General features: G+C 60.6%; 17 protein-coding genes and 2 tRNA genes. 10 read left to right on the top strand and 9 right to left on the bottom strand.

What is annotated here, in order from left to right:
• Positions 1–6 precede the first annotated feature (6 nt).
• Positions 7–1,002 (top strand): Nudix family hydrolase, encoded by a 996-nt coding sequence (locus tag BT108_RS08215; protein WP_177257282.1) that lies wholly within the window; start codon positions 7–9, stop codon positions 1,000–1,002.
• Positions 1,003–1,014: 12 nt separating this feature from the next.
• Here BT108_RS08215 and yacG read toward each other — a convergent pair whose 3' ends face one another.
• Positions 1,015–1,194 carry a DNA gyrase inhibitor YacG gene (gene yacG / locus BT108_RS08210; protein ID WP_072294057.1) on the bottom strand — a complete coding sequence of 60 codons (180 nt, stop codon included), beginning with the start codon at positions 1,192–1,194 and terminating at the stop codon, positions 1,015–1,017.
• A 213-nt stretch (positions 1,195–1,407) separates the two neighbouring features.
• On the opposite strand from yacG, the gene petA reads away from it, so the two are divergent.
• The 6 genes from petA to BT108_RS08180 all read left to right on the top strand — a co-directional run bounded on the left by petA (position 1,408) and on the right by BT108_RS08180 (position 5,217).
• Positions 1,408–2,016 carry a ubiquinol-cytochrome c reductase iron-sulfur subunit gene (petA, locus tag BT108_RS08205; RefSeq protein WP_072294111.1) on the top strand — a complete coding sequence of 203 codons (609 nt, stop codon included), beginning with the start codon at positions 1,408–1,410 and terminating at the stop codon, positions 2,014–2,016.
• A 1-nt stretch (position 2,017) separates the two neighbouring features.
• Positions 2,018–3,262, top strand: coding sequence for a cytochrome b (locus BT108_RS08200; RefSeq protein ID WP_072294056.1), 1,245 nt, complete (start codon positions 2,018–2,020; stop codon positions 3,260–3,262).
• 9 nt (positions 3,263–3,271) lie between these two features.
• A complete protein-coding gene (locus BT108_RS08195; protein WP_072294055.1) occupies positions 3,272–4,009 on the top strand; it encodes a cytochrome c1 in 738 nt (245 codons plus the stop codon).
• A gap of 52 nt (positions 4,010–4,061) precedes the next feature.
• Positions 4,062–4,661, top strand: coding sequence for a glutathione S-transferase N-terminal domain-containing protein (locus BT108_RS08190; protein ID WP_072294054.1), 600 nt, complete (start codon positions 4,062–4,064; stop codon positions 4,659–4,661).
• Positions 4,658–5,080, top strand: coding sequence for a ClpXP protease specificity-enhancing factor (locus BT108_RS08185; protein ID WP_072294053.1), 423 nt, complete (start codon positions 4,658–4,660; stop codon positions 5,078–5,080). Before BT108_RS08190 ends, BT108_RS08185 begins: the two co-directional genes overlap by 4 nt.
• 64 nt (positions 5,081–5,144) lie before the next feature.
• Positions 5,145–5,217 (top strand) — tRNA-Thr (locus tag BT108_RS08180).
• A gap of 191 nt (positions 5,218–5,408) precedes the next feature.
• On the opposite strand, the gene BT108_RS08175 is transcribed toward BT108_RS08180, so the two are convergent.
• From BT108_RS08175 to rpsU, 5 genes are all read right to left on the bottom strand, one after another.
• A tRNA-Ile gene (locus BT108_RS08175) sits at positions 5,409–5,485 on the bottom strand.
• A gap of 19 nt (positions 5,486–5,504) precedes the next feature.
• Positions 5,505–7,328, bottom strand: a complete 1,824-nt coding sequence (gene rpoD, locus BT108_RS08170; RefSeq protein WP_369817002.1) for an RNA polymerase sigma factor RpoD — start codon at positions 7,326–7,328, stop codon at positions 5,505–5,507.
• A 540-nt stretch (positions 7,329–7,868) separates the two neighbouring features.
• Complete coding sequence (gene dnaG, locus BT108_RS08165; protein WP_072294052.1) at positions 7,869–9,653, bottom strand: DNA primase; 1,785 nt, start codon at positions 9,651–9,653, stop codon at positions 7,869–7,871.
• 143 nt (positions 9,654–9,796) lie between these two features.
• Positions 9,797–10,246 (bottom strand): GatB/YqeY domain-containing protein, encoded by a 450-nt coding sequence (locus BT108_RS08160; protein WP_072294051.1) that lies wholly within the window; start codon positions 10,244–10,246, stop codon positions 9,797–9,799.
• 57 nt (positions 10,247–10,303) lie between these two features.
• Entirely contained in the window at positions 10,304–10,516 is a 213-nt protein-coding gene (gene rpsU, locus BT108_RS08155; protein ID WP_004179462.1) for a 30S ribosomal protein S21, read from the bottom strand.
• Positions 10,517–10,750: 234 nt separating this feature from the next.
• On the opposite strand from rpsU, the gene tsaD reads away from it, so the two are divergent.
• Positions 10,751–11,836: a tRNA (adenosine(37)-N6)-threonylcarbamoyltransferase complex transferase subunit TsaD gene (gene tsaD / locus BT108_RS08150; protein WP_072294109.1), complete on the top strand. Its 1,086-nt coding sequence runs from the start codon at positions 10,751–10,753 to the stop codon at positions 11,834–11,836.
• Here the strand turns inward: tsaD and plsY are convergent.
• Positions 11,831–12,442, bottom strand: coding sequence for a glycerol-3-phosphate 1-O-acyltransferase PlsY (gene plsY, locus BT108_RS08145; protein WP_072294050.1), 612 nt, complete (start codon positions 12,440–12,442; stop codon positions 11,831–11,833). The genes tsaD and plsY overlap by 6 nt on opposite strands.
• 111 nt (positions 12,443–12,553) lie before the next feature.
• Between plsY and BT108_RS08140 the strand changes: the two genes are divergently transcribed.
• The gene (locus BT108_RS08140) at positions 12,554–12,910 is read left to right on the top strand and encodes a dihydroneopterin aldolase (RefSeq protein WP_072294049.1); all 357 of its coding nucleotides are present in this window, start codon (positions 12,554–12,556) and stop codon (positions 12,908–12,910) included.
• A gap of 135 nt (positions 12,911–13,045) precedes the next feature.
• Positions 13,046–13,480, top strand: coding sequence for a winged helix-turn-helix transcriptional regulator (locus BT108_RS08135; RefSeq protein WP_072294048.1), 435 nt, complete (start codon positions 13,046–13,048; stop codon positions 13,478–13,480).
• Positions 13,481–13,519: 39 nt separating this feature from the next.
• Here BT108_RS08135 and BT108_RS08130 read toward each other — a convergent pair whose 3' ends face one another.
• Both BT108_RS08130 and BT108_RS08125 read right to left on the bottom strand, forming a co-directional pair.
• On the bottom strand, positions 13,520–14,080 hold the full coding sequence (locus BT108_RS08130; RefSeq protein ID WP_072294047.1) for a hypothetical protein: 561 nt from the start codon (positions 14,078–14,080) through the stop codon (positions 13,520–13,522).
• A gap of 86 nt (positions 14,081–14,166) precedes the next feature.
• A partial coding sequence (locus tag BT108_RS08125; RefSeq protein ID WP_218184845.1) for a methane monooxygenase/ammonia monooxygenase subunit A occupies positions 14,167–14,508 on the bottom strand: 342 nt, incomplete at its 5' end.

Genomic DNA, 14,508 nt, shown 5'->3' with positions numbered 1-14,508 from the left:
GACGCCGTGCATCGCCCTGCAGACTCTGCCGGCTCCACCATCGACGTCGCTGCAGCCGTCATCAGCCGGTGTGATGGCAGCTTCCTCCTGGCGCAAAGGCCAGCAGGCAAGCCCTACGCCGGCTACTGGGAATTTCCCGGCGGCAAGGCCGTAAGCGGCGAGGCGCTCCTCCAGACCCTCGGGCGCGAGATGATGGAAGAGCTGGGCATACGCGTCCGGCATGCCTGCCCCTGGATTACCCGCATTTTCGCCTATCCCCATGCCACGGTGCGCCTGCACTTCTACCGCGTCACGCAGTGGCATGGCGAGCCTTATCCGCGCGAGGGCCAGATACTGGCGTGGCAATATGCGGACAAGGTATCGGTGGCGCCCCTGCTTCCGGCCAACCTGCCTGTGCTGCAGGCGCTGTGCCTGCCGCCGGTGTATGCCATCACGAATGCGATGGAGACCGGCCCCCGTCTGGCGCTGGTGCAGATCGAACAGGCCTTGCGGTCAGGGCTGAGGTTGCTGCAAGTGCGCGAGAAGGGCATGAAACGCGAACTGCTGCGCAGCTTCGCGGCCAGCACGCTGGCGCTGGCGCGCCGCCATGACGCCAGGGTATTGATAAACGACGACGACGCCCTGTGCCGCGAGATCGGAGCGGATGGCGTGCATCTTCCCGCTGCACGGCTCATGCAGATGGATCGTCCCCTGGATGGGGATTTCTGCGGCGCCTCCTGCCATAATGCGGAGGAACTTGCCCAGGCCGAACGCATGGGCGTACGCTTCGCGGTCCTTTCGCCGGTGCTGCCGACTCCGAGCCACCCGGACCTGCGACCTCTGGGCTGGCGAAGATTCTCACGGCTCCTCCGGGAGTATCCGCTCCCGGTGTACGCACTGGGCGGGCTGCGGCACGGCGACCTGGCCACCGCCATGACCCACGGCGCCCATGGCATCGCCATGATGCGGGCAGTGGCTGACACGGATGCCTCCGCGCCGGAACCGCAGGCGACGATCCGCTAGCGGCCTGCCGGGCTATTCCCCGTCTTCCGGCGGATCCTCCCCGTCCGACTCCGGGATGCGATAGGACTCCGCAGCCCACTGCCCCAGATCGATCATGCTGCAGCGCTCGCTGCAGAACGGCCGGTAACGGTTGGCGGCATCCCACACCACTTCCTTCCCGCATTGGGGGCAATTGACGACGCGCTGCCTCATCGGAGCGTGCATCCACTCGCACCCGGCCAGCCGGAACCTTCGGCCGGGATTCGTCCCTTATATTCGCATGCCATGATATGAAGCGATTTTCACAGTTCGATCAGTATATTCCACTGCCGATATTTATTTTCCAATACATACTATGATAAAATGGTCAAGTTTTACATAAATATTCAGAACGACACATCCGAACCGAAAACGGAGCTGCAGAATATGGCGGATAGCTTCAAAACGCAGGAAACAATGAGTGGCCGACGACGCTTTCTCATCACCGTGACATCGGTGGCGGGCACGGTCGCGGGAGCGGCAGTGGCCACCCCGTTCGTCATGAGCATGCTGCCCAGCGAACGTGCCAAGGCAGCGGGGGCCCCTGTCGAGGTCGATCTCAGCAGCCTCGAACCCGGCATGCTGCTGCTGGTGGAGTGGCGCGGCAAGGTCGTATGGATATTGAACCGTACGCCGGAGATGCTTGCGACCCTCACGAAACTCGATGGCCAGGTATCCGATCCCAAATCGGAAAAACCCCAGCAGCCCGCCTACGCTCAGAACGAATCGCGCTCCATCAAGCCCTCGATCCTGGTGGTGGAAGGCGTCTGCACCCACCTCGGCTGCTCGCCCGTGTTCCGCAAGGACATCGCTCCCGCGGACCTGGGAGCCGACTGGCTGGGCGGATTCTTCTGCCCGTGCCACGGCTCGAAATTCGACCTTGCCGGACGCGTCTACAAAAGCGTTCCCGCACCGACCAACCTGGTTGTCCCCCCGCACACCTACCTGAGCGATAATCTTCTGCTGATCGGGGCTGACCGTAAGGAGTCCGCATAACATGAGCAAGCGACTGGATTCCATGCTCGAATGGGTGGATGCGCGCTTTCCCCTGACTTCCAACTGGAAGGCGCACCTCACCGAATACTATGCGCCGAAAAATTTCAACTTCTGGTACTACTTCGGCTCGCTGGCGATGCTGGTTCTGGTCAACCAGCTGCTCACCGGCATCTTCCTCACCATGAACTACAAGCCGGACGCCAGCCTGGCGTTCTCGTCGGTGGAATACATCATGCGCGACGTGAACTTCGGCTGGCTGATCCGCTACATGCACTCCACCGGGGCTTCCATGTTCTTCGTGGTGGTCTACCTGCACATGTTCCGCGGGATGATGTACGGCTCCTACCGGAAGCCGCGGGAACTGCTGTGGCTGATCGGCATGGGAATCTTCTTCATCCTGATGATGCTGGCATTCACGGGATACATCCTGCCGTGGGGACAGATGTCCTACTGGGGCGCACAGGTGATCATCAGCATGGTCGGCGCCATCCCGGTCGTGGGCGACACCCTGTCGAGCTGGATCCTGGGAGATTTCATGCTCTCGGACGCCGCGCTCAACCGCTTCTTCGCCTATCATGTGGTCACGCTGCCGATCGTGCTCGTGATACTGGTCATCGTCCACGTCCTCGCGCTGCACGAAGTCGGCTCCAACAATCCGGACGGCATCGAGATCAAGGCACACAAGGATCCGGTCTCGCACATTCCCGTCGACGGCATCCCCTTCCATCCATACTACTCGGTGAAGGACATCTTCGGCGTCATCATGTTCCTCATCGTGTTCTGCGGGATCATATTCTTCGCCCCCGAAATGGGGGGCTACTTCCTCGAATACAACAACTTCGTCCCTGCCAACACGCTGCAGACGCCGGACCACATCGCCCCGGTATGGTACTTCACCCCGTACTACTCGATGCTGCGGGCGGTCACCGTCAACTTCCTCTGGATAGACGCGAAGCTGTGGGGCATCATCCTGATGGGAGGCTCCGTCGCGATCTTCGCGCTGCTGCCCTGGCTGGACCGAAGCCCCGTCAAATCGATCCGCTACAAGGGTCCCTACTTCAAGATCGCGCTCACGCTGTTCGTGATCAGCGTCCTGGTGCTGGGCTGGCTCGGCACGAAGTCGCCGACGCCGCTCTATACGCTGCTGGCACAGATATTCACGGTGATCTACTTTGCCTTCTTCATTCTCATGCCATGGTACAGCAAGATAGACAAGACCAAGCCCGAGCCCACCCGAGTGAGATAAGGTAGAAGAATGAGAACGATTGCGTATATTCTGCTCGCAGCCTTCCTGGCTCCCGTCGTGGCACACGCCAGCAGCGAGGAGGCAAGGCTGGACCGGGCGCCGATCCAGCGAACCGACACGCTGTCCCTGCAGCGCGGCGCCCAGGCGTTCGCCAACTACTGCCTGACGTGCCACAGTACCGAGTACATGCGGTACAACCGGCTCAGGGATCTGGGGCTCAACGAGAACCAGATCAGCGACAACCTCATATTCACCGGACAGAAGGTGGGCGAACTCATGACGGTTGCCATGAGAAAGAAGGACGCCAAGCAGTGGTTCGGCGTGATTCCGCCCGATCTGTCGGTGATCGCCCGCTCCCGCGGGCCGGACTGGCTCTACACCTACCTGCGCCAGTTCTATCGCGATGAAACCACGGCCACCGGATGGAACAACCTCCTGTTCGACAAGGTCGCCATGCCGCACGCGCTCTACCAGCTCCAGGGGATACAGTCCGTCTCTGTCAGGACCGAGGACGACGGCCATGGCGGCACGCACGAGGTCAAGGAGTTGAAGCTGGACACCCCCGGCACGCTTTCCCGGATCGAATACGACCAGTACGTCGCCGACCTGGTGAACTACCTCGTCTACGTGGGCGAGCCCGCGGCAACGAAGCGCACGCAACTCGGAATCATCGTGATGCTCTTCCTGTTCGTCATGCTGGGATTGACCTATGCACTCAAGCACGAGTACTGGAAGGACATCCATTGATTCCGTCTCCGCCAGGAATGACTGGCGCGATCCAGCCGGACAGCCCCACGCCATGATGACATTGTATTCAGCCACCACTTGCCCGTACAGCCATCGCTGCCGCATCGTGCTGTACGAAAAGGGGATGGATTTCCAGATCATCGACGTCGACTTGCACAACAAGCCGGAGGATCTGGCGATCATGACGCCCTACAGCCGGGTCCCCGTGCTGATGGAACGCGACCTGGTGCTGTACGAATCGAACATCATCAACGAATATATCGACGACCGCTTTCCCCATCCGCAGCTCATGCCTGCCGATCCGATCGTGCGTGCCCGCGCCCGGCTGTTGTTGCACCGGTTCGAACAGGAACTCTTCTGCCATATCGACGGTATCGAGAGCAGCAACCAGAAAGCTTCGGAAAAGGCCCGCGTGGCGATACGCGACAACCTGACGGTGATCGCACCGGTGTTCGTGAAGCAGAAATACATGCTGGGCGATGAGTTCACCATGCTGGACGTGGCCATCGCACCCCTGCTGTGGCGCCTGGATCACTATGGCATCCAGTTGCCCAAACAGGCGGCTCCCCTGCTGAAGTTCGCCGAACGGCTGTTCAGCAGGCCGGCGTTCATTGACGCGCTCACCGCCTCGGAGAAGGCGATGCGCAAATGAAGACACCTTCCACGAAACCCTATCTGATCCGGGCCATCCATGAATGGTGCTCTGATAGCGGCCATACCCCCTACCTGTCGGTCAAGGTGGACGCCCGGACCCGTGTTCCGCTGGAATTCGTCCGAAATGGCGAGATTGTGCTCAACATCAGCCCCGAGGCGACCCATCGCCTGACACTCGGCAACGACCTGATCCAGTTCTCTGCCCGCTTCAATGGCGTATCGCACGAAATCTCGATACCGGTGGACGCGGTCCTGGGCATCTTCCCCAAGGAAACCTCGCAGGGCATCCTTTTCCCGGTGACCGAAGAATCCGAGACGGCGCAATCCGGGGCGGATGCCGGAAACGCGGATGGAATCCAGCCGTCCTCGTCCACTGTGCAAACGGGTGGAAAACCCCACCTCCAAGTCGTCAAATAGAATCCTTCAAACCCGGTTTCCCGGGTTTGCCCCCGCGTTACCCAGTCTCTATAATGTCACCCGCGCCGGCATAGCTCAGTTGGTAGAGCAGCTGATTTGTAATCAGAAGGTCGAGGGTTCGAATCCTTCTGTCGGCACCGATGACCCTGGTTTCAAACCTCATGGTTCCGCAATCGAATCTTCGACCGTTGGGACTGCCAGGTACCACACGCCGTCCTCCCCTTCTCGCCATGACGGCAACCGGGCGTCTTCACATGCCGGTGGACTGCAAAGGCCGCGTGATGGAGACAGCCGGGCGTGGCTCCGCAGGGAACAGGCGCAGGATAGGTGGTGGGTCTGGTTGGACTCGAACCAACGACCAAGGGATTATGAGTCCCCTGCTCTAACCGACTGAGCTACAGACCCCTATCGTCGCTGGAATCGATCAACCCTCGGTATCCAGAAAGCTGCGCAGGCGCTCGGAACGCGAGGGATGGCGCAGCTTGCGCAACGCCTTTGCTTCTATCTGCCGGATGCGCTCACGCGTCACGTCGAACTGCTTGCCAACCTCTTCCAGCGTGTGGTCCGTATTCATCTCGATGCCGAAACGCATGCGCAGCACCTTGGCCTCGCGCGGCGTCAGGGAATCCAGAATGTCCTTGGTGACGTCGCGCAGGCTGGCGTAGACCGCGGCATCTGCAGGCGCCATGGTGGCGGAATCCTCGATGAAATCGCCCAGGTGGGAGTCCTCGTCATCCCCGATGGGAGTCTCCATGGAGATCGGCTCCTTGGAAATCTTGAGGATCTTGCGGATCTTCTCCTCCGGCATCTCCATTTTCTGGGCCAGCAGCGCGGGCTCCGGCTCCTGCCCGGTTTCCTGCAGAATCTGGCGCGAAATGCGGTTCATCTTGTTGATGGTCTCGATCATGTGCACCGGAATGCGGATGGTGCGCGCCTGATCCGCGATGGAGCGCGTGATCGCCTGGCGGATCCACCAGGTGGCATAGGTCGAGAACTTGTAGCCCCTGCGATATTCGAACTTGTCCACCGCCTTCATGAGGCCGATGTTGCCCTCCTGGATGAGATCGAGGAACTGCAGCCCGCGGTTGGTATACTTCTTGGCGATCGAGATCACCAGCCGCAGGTTCGCCTCGGTCATCTCGCGCTTGGCGCGCCGCGCCTTGGCCTCACCGGTCGACATCCGCCGATTGATCTCCTTGAGATCCTTCAGGGGAATGCCTACGCGCTTCTGCAATCTCAGCAGGTTCTCCTGCTGCTCGAGTATCGCCGGCTGGTAGCGCCCCAGCGCCGCCGCATAGGGCCTGTTGGCATCGAGTTCCTGTGATACCCAGTCGAAATTGCTCTCGTTCCCGGGAAACCCCTTGATGAAATGGTTGCGCGGCATGCCTGCCTTGACCACGCACAGTTCCATGATCTTGCGTTCATAACCGCGCATCTCATCCACCAGGCCACGCTGCGTGTCGCACAGCCTCTCCACCATCTTCGCGGAAAAGCGGATCGTCATCAGTTCGGCCGAAATGCTCGCCTGTATGCCCTGGTACGCCTTGTTACCCGCTCCTTTCTTCTGCAATACCTTCTGCATCTCGGCATAGGCCCGGTGAATCACCGCAAACCGCTCCAGCGCATCATTCTTCAGCTTGAGCAGATTGGCACTGGCGATCGCAGCCACATCCTCATCCTCGGCGTTCTCCGCGCCCAGTTCCCGCTCCATCGCCTCCTCGGAGACTTCGTCGCCGGTCATTTCCTGATCGTTCGGGTCCAGCAACCCATCCACAAGTTCATCGATGCGCATCTCATCCCGCGCCACCTTCTCGGCCAGATCGAGAATACCGGCGATGGTGGTCGGACAGGCGGAGATCGCCTGGATCATGTGCTTCAGGCCATCCTCGATGCGCTTTGCGATTTCGATCTCGCTCTCGCGCGTGAGCAGTTCCACCGAACCCATTTCGCGCATGTACATGCGTACCGGATCGGTGGTGCGGCCGAATTCCGAATCGACGGTGGAAAGCGCCGCCTCGGCTTCTTCCACCACGTCCTCATCGGCCACGGTAGGGGCGGTCTCGGACATCAACAACGTTTCCGCGTCGGGGGCCTCGTCGTAGACCGAGATGCCCACGTCATTGATCATGCTGATGATGTTCTCGATCTGCTCGGCATCCAGCATGTCATCCGGAAGATGATCGTTGATCTCGGCATAGGTCAGGTAGCCCCGCTCCTTTCCCTGAACGATGAGACTCTTCAGCCGCATGCGCCTTGCCTCGATGTCCTGCGGTCCAAGCGGAGACTTCTCGGCATCCTTTGCGGTTACCTTACCCTCCTTCCCAATCCTGGCCTTGGCAATTTTGGTGGTCAGCAGGTCGGAGTCCGTCGCCGCCAGCACCACGCGCTCGATCTCCACCACGCGCGCCGAAGCCTTGGCGGGGGATTTCACGATGCCCCCCTTTTCCGCCGTCTGCCTGGTCGTCCTTGGCACGGCTGTTTTCGCCGGCGCCTTGCTCGGCTGCTTCGCGGGTTGCCTTGCGGCAGGCTGCGCGCCTTCGACCTGCTTTGCAGCCACTGCGCTGGCATCCCTTCCAGCGGGACGTCGTGCCGTACCGGTTCCTGCGGTACGCCCCGTGCTATCGGAAGTTCCCGTGTTCCGCGCGTCCGCACCTTCCTTCTCTTTGACTGCCACCTTGGTTTGCGCCTTTGCCTTGACCATGTCGATTCCCGGAAATGAAACTGGTTTCGAAACCTGAAAAACTTTTTATTTTATCAAAATCTTGCTGTGGTGCCTGATTTATCGTACTCAGGAAAGCAAGGCCAGCCGCTGCAGTTCCCGCTTTTCTTCCGCAGTGAGCGTGCTCAGCGGCCTGCTGTGCAGACTGGCCATGCGCTGCTTGCGGTGCATCTCGCGCAGGCGCGCAAGCGCACCGGTGAATTCGGCCTCCAGATCGATGCCGTCATCCCAGGCAAGCGTCTCGCTCTGGGTCTTGTAGATCAGGGAACGATGCGGACTGTCCTGGAAATAAACGATCGCGGACGGTACCACCCTCTCTTTTTCAAGATGGGGATGCGCATCGATGAATTCAACCAGCGCCCGCAATGCACCTTCCTCTGCATGCCCGAATTGCTGGGCAAGGAGCGCCCTGTCGAGCTTCCGTGCGTAACCGGGATCGTGCATGAGTATCTGTATCAGCCAATGCTGCGGTGACGCGGGTCGCGGTCGCGGTGCTTTCTCACGAGATGAGGGAAATGCGGGGCGCCGAATCTTCAGCAGATCCTCGAGTTCCCCCTGGCTGGTGCCGCTGATTTCCGCGAGCTGCTTCAGCAGCATCAGCGTCAGCCCTGGGGCAACCAGCCGTGTCAGCAAGGGCTTCGCATCCCGCACCAGCCGGGCACGACCCTCGCTGGTTGTCAGGTCGGTCCGTGCCTCAAGTTCCCTGAGCAGGAAAACCGACAGGGGCAGCGCCTGGTCGAGCAGTCCCTCAAAGGCCTTCCTGCCCGCCTTGCGCACGTAGCTATCCGGATCTTCACCCTCCGGCAGAAACAGGAAGCTGACCTGCTTCCCGTCCTGCAGCTGCGCAAGGCTCTCCTCCAGGGCGCGCCACGCGGCCTTCCTGCCCGCCTTGTCGCCATCGAAGCAGAACACCACGATGTCGGCATGACGCAACAGCTTCTGGATGTGAAACGCGGTCACGGCGGTTCCCAGGGCAGCGACGGCGTAGCCGATGCCATGCTGCGCCAGTGCCACGACATCCATGTATCCTTCCACCACGACCACCCTCCCCGCTTCGCGGATCGCCCGGCGCGCAGCGAACAGGTTGTAGAGTTCACGGCCCTTCTGAAACAGCGGCGTCTCGGGAGAGTTGAGATACTTCGGCTCACCCTGCTCCAGTACCCGTCCGCCAAATGCCACTATTCTCCCCTTGAGATCGAGAATGGGAAACATGATACGGTCACGAAACCGGTCGTAGCGGCCGCCTTCGCCGCTTTCGACGACCAGCCCCGCCGCCGCCAGCTGGCTCGACCTGGACGCTGCGGCATAGTCGGGGAAGGCTGCCTCCAGGCCACGCCAACCCGCAGGCGCGTAGCCGATGGCGAAACGGGCAGCCGTCTCGCCCGTCATGCCGCGCTGCTTGAGATAGGAAATGGCGCGCTCAGAACGCCTGAGTTGCTCGCGATAGTATCTCGCAGCGACATCCACGGCCTCAAGCAAGCGCTCCAGGGAGTGACCGGCATGGCCGATGGCGGAGTTTTCGGTGGGGCTTTTATCGCCCCCCCGGGACGGGAAGGCCGGTTCCTGGACAGGCACCTGCATTCCAACCCGACCCGCCAGATCATGGATCGCCTCGACGAAGCTCATTCCACCGTGCTCCATCACGAAACCGATGGCGTTGCCGTGCGCGCCACAGCCGAAACAATGATAGAACTGCTTGGCGGGGGCCACGGTGAACGACGCGGTTTTTTCACTGTGGAACGGGCAGCACGCGGTATAGTTTGCACCTGCTTTCCTGAGGGGAACGTCCCGTTCAATGACATCCACGATATCCACGCGCCCGAGTAAATCCTGGATGAATGATTGCGGGATCATTGGTAGCGGATATAGGCCAGTAGTTTCTCAGGTGCTGCGGACAAGGCGGTCCAAACCGGGCTGTACCATTTCTTATTAGGAGATGTTCCCCGAAAATGCAAGGCAGCCCGATCGCCACCACCTCGCTGCCCGCAGCGAGAAGCTCAATCCGCCAATTGCGCCCTGACCCGCGCTGATACCCTCCCCATGTCGGCACGCCCCGACAGTGCGGGCTTGAGCAGCGCCATGACACGCCCCATATCCTGCTGCCCCCTGGCTTCGGCAACTCGAATCGCGTCGGCGATCGCTCTTTCGATCTGTGCGTCATCCAACGCTTCCGGCATGTAGGCACGCAGCACTCCGGATTCGTAATGCTCGACATCCGCCAGATCCTGGCGCCCCGCAGCCTCATACTGCCTGATCGAATCGCTGCGCTGCTTGAGCATTTTCTCGATCACCGCCACGACCGCGGCATCATCCAGCACGATGCGCTCGTCCACCTCCCGCTGCTTGATGGCTGCCTGCAGCAGACGAAGGGCATCACGCCGCCGGGTGTCGCCCGTACGCATTGCATCCTTCATATCCTCGGCTATCCGCTGTTTCAAGTCAGCCATGAGACTCCCTCCGCATCCCCCGGGGGACCGGTGAAACGTTTTTATGACCAGCCTGGGCTAATAAAGTTTCGGGGGCAACAGCTGGCTACGCAGCCGCTTGTAGGTGCGCTTGACCGCGGCGGCCAGCTTGCGCTTGCGTTCGGCCGTGGGTTTTTCGTAGAACTCCCTGGCGCGCAGCTCCGTCAGCAGGCCGGTTTTTTCTATGGTACGCTTGAAACGCCGCATGGCGACTTCGAATGGCTCGTTTTCCTTGACTTTGATCGTGGTCATGAAAATGCTGTTCCTTTCCTTGTATGAGCGATGGATGAACGGCATGCGGCAAGCCCCTGCATGTGCCGCATGGAGAAAGCCTGTTATTATATAACAACATACATTTCCATTGTAAAAGTCTGAGAATTCGCCTGATCGATATCGATGCAGAAGGGAACCATGCCCCCATCCCGGCTTTCATGTCGCCCGGCCCAGACCTCCTATCGCCGGCCAACCGACCATCCGGGCATTCCACTGCTGGTACTCGGCATCGAGACATCCTGCGACGAAACCGGCGTCGCCCTTTATCACACCCGTGAAGGCCTGCTGAGTCACGTGCTCCATTCGCAAACTGATATGCATTCTGAATATGGGGGCGTTGTCCCGGAACTCGCTTCGCGAGATCACATCCGCCAGGTACTGCCGCTCGTGCGGCAGGCGCTCGCGGCAGCCGGCCGGAAGCTGGAAGATCTCGACGCAATCGCCTATACCCGCGGCCCCGGACTGGCAGGCGCATTGCTGGTGGGGGCCAGCATCGCGGCAGCCCTGGGATTTGCATTGAATCTCCCGGTGCTGGGCATCCACCATCTCGAAGGCCACCTGCTGTCGCCGCTGCTGTCCGATCCGGCGCCGACCTTCCCGTTCGTGGCGCTGCTGGTATCGGGCGGCCACACCCAATTGATGGAAGTGAACGGTCTGGGAAAGTATGTCTTGCTGGGCGAGACCGTCGACGACGCGGCGGGCGAGGCTTTCGACAAGGTGGCAAAGCTGCTGGGACTGGCCTATCCCGGCGGCCCGGCCCTGTCACGGCTCGCCGACGCGTTTTCCAACTCGGGCCAGCCACGCCGCTTCACGCTCCCCCGCCCCATGCTCCACAGCGGAGATCTCAATTTCAGCTTCAGTGGCCTGAAAACGGCGGCGCTCACCCTGATACGCGCACACGGCGTCACGGAACAAACGCGTGGTGATATTGCACTTGCTTTCCAGGAAGCCGTGGTGGAAGTGCTGACGGGAAAATCATTGGCGGCGCTGGAAAAAACAGGACTGACGCAACTCGTCGTCGCGGGCGGCGTGGGGGCCAACCGGCAACTGCGCGCAAGCCTGTCACGCAAGACGGAAGAAACAGGAGCCGAGGTCTTCTTTCCGGCGCTCGAATTCTGCACCGACAACGGCGCCATGATCGCATTTGCCGGGGCCCTGCGACTGCAGTCCCGGCATGCCCCGCATCCGGAATACGATGCCTTTGCGGTCAGGGCCCGGTGGGATCTGGAAGCCGCGGCGCGTTCGCCCGAATCAGCGGGAGCATCGCCGGATCGAGCAGGGATCGATGACCGGTCATGAGGCAGTTGGCTTGCCGATCCGCGTTTCCCTGCCGGCGATCAGGTTGGCGATATTCATTCTGTGCCGCCAGATGATGATCAGCGACATGAGGGAAACGATGAGCGTCCTCCCCCCCATGCCGAGAAAAAGGAATGCATAGAGCGGTGCCAACCCGGCCGCCACCAGGGCAGCCAGCGACGATATCCGCCAGATGGCCGCCACGAGCATCCAGATGGCCACGGCCACGAGCCCCATCCAGGCATTGAGCCCGAACAGCACGCCAACAGCCGTCGCCACGCCCTTGCCTCCCCTGAACCGCAGAAATACCGGAAATATATGCCCCAGAAAAACCGCCAGGCCCACAAATGCGATCGCCATGTCGTCCGCAGCCAGGACGGGGCCAGCATGCCGGGCCAGCATCACCGCCACCCAGCCCTTTCCCATGTCACCCAGGAGGGTAAAGGCTGCTGCAGCCTTCTTCCCGCTGCGCAGCACGTTGGTGGCCCCGGGATTCTGCGAACCGTAAAGCCGGGGATCGGGCAATCGGAAGAGATGGCTCGCCAGCACTCCAAAGGAAATGGACCCCAGCAGGTACGCCGGCAGGACGAGAACCAGCCATGTCGTCATGTCATGTTGTTCGCATCGTCGTGACAAATGGAATAGAATCCACCACCATGCTCGCGAGAGATCCGTTTTTCACATCACGGCAGGGCATATCCCGCCTTTCCTTCCGTCACCATGGACATCATTTTTCTGCAGGAATTCAGGACCCGGGCGCTGATAGGCGTCTATCCATGGGAGCGCAGCCACTCACAAATCATCCAGCTCGACCTGGAGATCGCGATGCCGTCAAACCGGGCCTGCCAGACGGATGACCTGGTCGATGCGCTGGATTATGCCGTCGTCGTCCAACGCATCGAAACGATGCTCGCGGAAGAGCGCTTCTCGTTGCTGGAAGCCCTGGCCGGACGCGTCGCACGCCTGATCCTGGAAGAATTCGGATCACCATGGGTCAAGGTCAGCGTGGCGAAGCTGGGTGCCCTTCGTGGTGTAAAAAGACTGGGAGTGTGCATCGAACGTCGATCGGGAGCGTGATCCGTCATTTAACAGCAAGTCGGCACAAAATGCCAGGGCGAAAAAACGGAATTCCCCAATCCGCCACGGCAACCGGCAAATTCATCTGCCCGACGGACATACAGGATATCGGGCATTTTTGATACACTGTCGCCCATGGCCAGGAAAAACCAGACTCCTCGTTCCATCTGCCCGATCAGCTGCGCCCTGGAGATCATCGGGGACAAATGGACACTGCTGATCCTGCGCGACATCATCTACAAGCGCAAGCAGGGATTCCGGGAATTCCTCGCATCTTCCGAAAGCATCGCATCCAATATCCTTTCGGATCGGCTGAAGCGACTCGAGGCCTGCAACATCGTGTTGCGCCGCCGCGACCCGGACAACAAGCGCAGAATAGTCTATTCGCTCACCGAAAAGGGACTGGATCTGATCCCGGTGACGCTGGAATTGCTGCGCTGGGGTGCCAAGCATGAGACCGAAAACAGGAACCATGACGAACTGATCCATCGATTCGAAGCCGATCCCGGAAGAGTGATCGCCGAAATGCGCTCCTCCCTGCATCAGGAGGGCCTCAGCGATACGGCGTAATCCGATGCCGGAATCCGGTCTCACCACGCATCCAGGGATTCAGCCGTCTTTCCGTCTCGACCTCAGTATCTGATATCCCAACAGCATCAATACCGCTGCCGTGATGAGCGGTGCCACCAGGGATCGCAAGACTTCGGCATAGTTCACCATTTTCACGCGCAGCGGATACTGGTAGCGTACGGGCGGCACCGCATCGCCCGTGATGAACACGGTGTACAGGCCCTGATCCAGGCTGGCTTCCCCCCTGATGACCCCATCGGGATGGTGACTCGGGTGCAAGTACGCCACCGTTTCGGCTTCCGCCTCGTGAATTCCCCGCACCACGCGCACAGCGACTGGAATGTCGCGCAGTGCCTGATCCACGAGATCCACGACCAGAAACGCCTCGCCTTCCCGGGGTATCTCCGTACAGTACTCGTCACCCGGCTCATACTGCGGCTGGTAGACACTCAGGTGCACCAGGCTGTTGTCACCGCCCCGTCGAACGCATGCATCCTCTTCGATGGTCACCTTGCCGTGTGCGCCCGCCACGCCGCAATGAAGCAATACGGTCATGGCAAGCGCACCCATGCCCGCCTGGATCGCTCGTCCGGCCTTCATTCATTCCTCCTCGTTCTGCGCGCCCGGGATTCCTGCCGCCACCGACAGCAAACGGCAGGGATTCCACGAGCGATTCATCGGTATGATCAGTGCTGCCTGATCCCCTCCGGAAAGCCTTCTTCGCCGAATGCGGTGACGTCGTTCTTCATGCTGACGCGCCCGCGCGGGCCTTTCACGTAGTAGAACGCGGTGCAGTACAGTTTGCCAAAGTACCACCATACCGTGAACATGAGCATGGAGACGAATGCCGCAAAGAAGGAGGCAATCACGGTGGTGTGGCCTCCGAATGTGCGCAACGACCCTTGTTCGATCAGCCGCACGTATTCCGGCGTGCCGGTGCGCACGTACAGGAAGCCGGTGTAGTCGGCCACCGACAGCAGGACCCCTTCAGCCACCAGCGGCAGGTGCGTCGGCCCAAAGATCGGCCA

It is taken from the genome of Nitrosovibrio sp. Nv17, assembly GCF_900119085.1.
Classification (GTDB): domain Bacteria; phylum Pseudomonadota; class Gammaproteobacteria; order Burkholderiales; family Nitrosomonadaceae; genus Nitrosospira.
This window is presented reverse-complemented; position numbering and strand designations above follow the sequence as displayed.

What these genes read in the sequence shown, in the direction of transcription:
- yacG (WP_072294057.1), bottom strand. Translation starts at nt 1,194, where the DNA reads ATGAGGCAGCGCGTCGTCAATTGCCCCCAATGCGGGAAGGAAGTGGTG.
- petA (WP_072294111.1), top strand. Translation starts at nt 1,408, where the DNA reads ATGGCGGATAGCTTCAAAACGCAGGAAACAATGAGTGGCCGACGACGC.
- BT108_RS08200 (WP_072294056.1), top strand. Translation starts at nt 2,018, where the DNA reads ATGAGCAAGCGACTGGATTCCATGCTCGAATGGGTGGATGCGCGCTTT.
- BT108_RS08195 (WP_072294055.1), top strand. Translation starts at nt 3,272, where the DNA reads ATGAGAACGATTGCGTATATTCTGCTCGCAGCCTTCCTGGCTCCCGTC.
- BT108_RS08190 (WP_072294054.1), top strand. Translation starts at nt 4,062, where the DNA reads ATGATGACATTGTATTCAGCCACCACTTGCCCGTACAGCCATCGCTGC.
- BT108_RS08185 (WP_072294053.1), top strand. Translation starts at nt 4,658, where the DNA reads ATGAAGACACCTTCCACGAAACCCTATCTGATCCGGGCCATCCATGAA.
- rpoD (WP_369817002.1), bottom strand. Translation starts at nt 7,328, where the DNA reads ATGCGGCTGAAGAGTCTCATCGTTCAGGGAAAGGAGCGGGGCTACCTG.
- dnaG (WP_072294052.1), bottom strand. Translation starts at nt 9,653, where the DNA reads ATGATCCCGCAATCATTCATCCAGGATTTACTCGGGCGCGTGGATATC.
- BT108_RS08160 (WP_072294051.1), bottom strand. Translation starts at nt 10,246, where the DNA reads ATGGCTGACTTGAAACAGCGGATAGCCGAGGATATGAAGGATGCAATG.
- rpsU (WP_004179462.1), bottom strand. Translation starts at nt 10,516, where the DNA reads ATGACCACGATCAAAGTCAAGGAAAACGAGCCATTCGAAGTCGCCATG.
- plsY (WP_072294050.1), bottom strand. Translation starts at nt 12,442, where the DNA reads ATGACGACATGGCTGGTTCTCGTCCTGCCGGCGTACCTGCTGGGGTCC.
- BT108_RS08140 (WP_072294049.1), top strand. Translation starts at nt 12,554, where the DNA reads ATGGACATCATTTTTCTGCAGGAATTCAGGACCCGGGCGCTGATAGGC.
- BT108_RS08135 (WP_072294048.1), top strand. Translation starts at nt 13,046, where the DNA reads ATGGCCAGGAAAAACCAGACTCCTCGTTCCATCTGCCCGATCAGCTGC.
- BT108_RS08130 (WP_072294047.1), bottom strand. Translation starts at nt 14,080, where the DNA reads ATGAAGGCCGGACGAGCGATCCAGGCGGGCATGGGTGCGCTTGCCATG.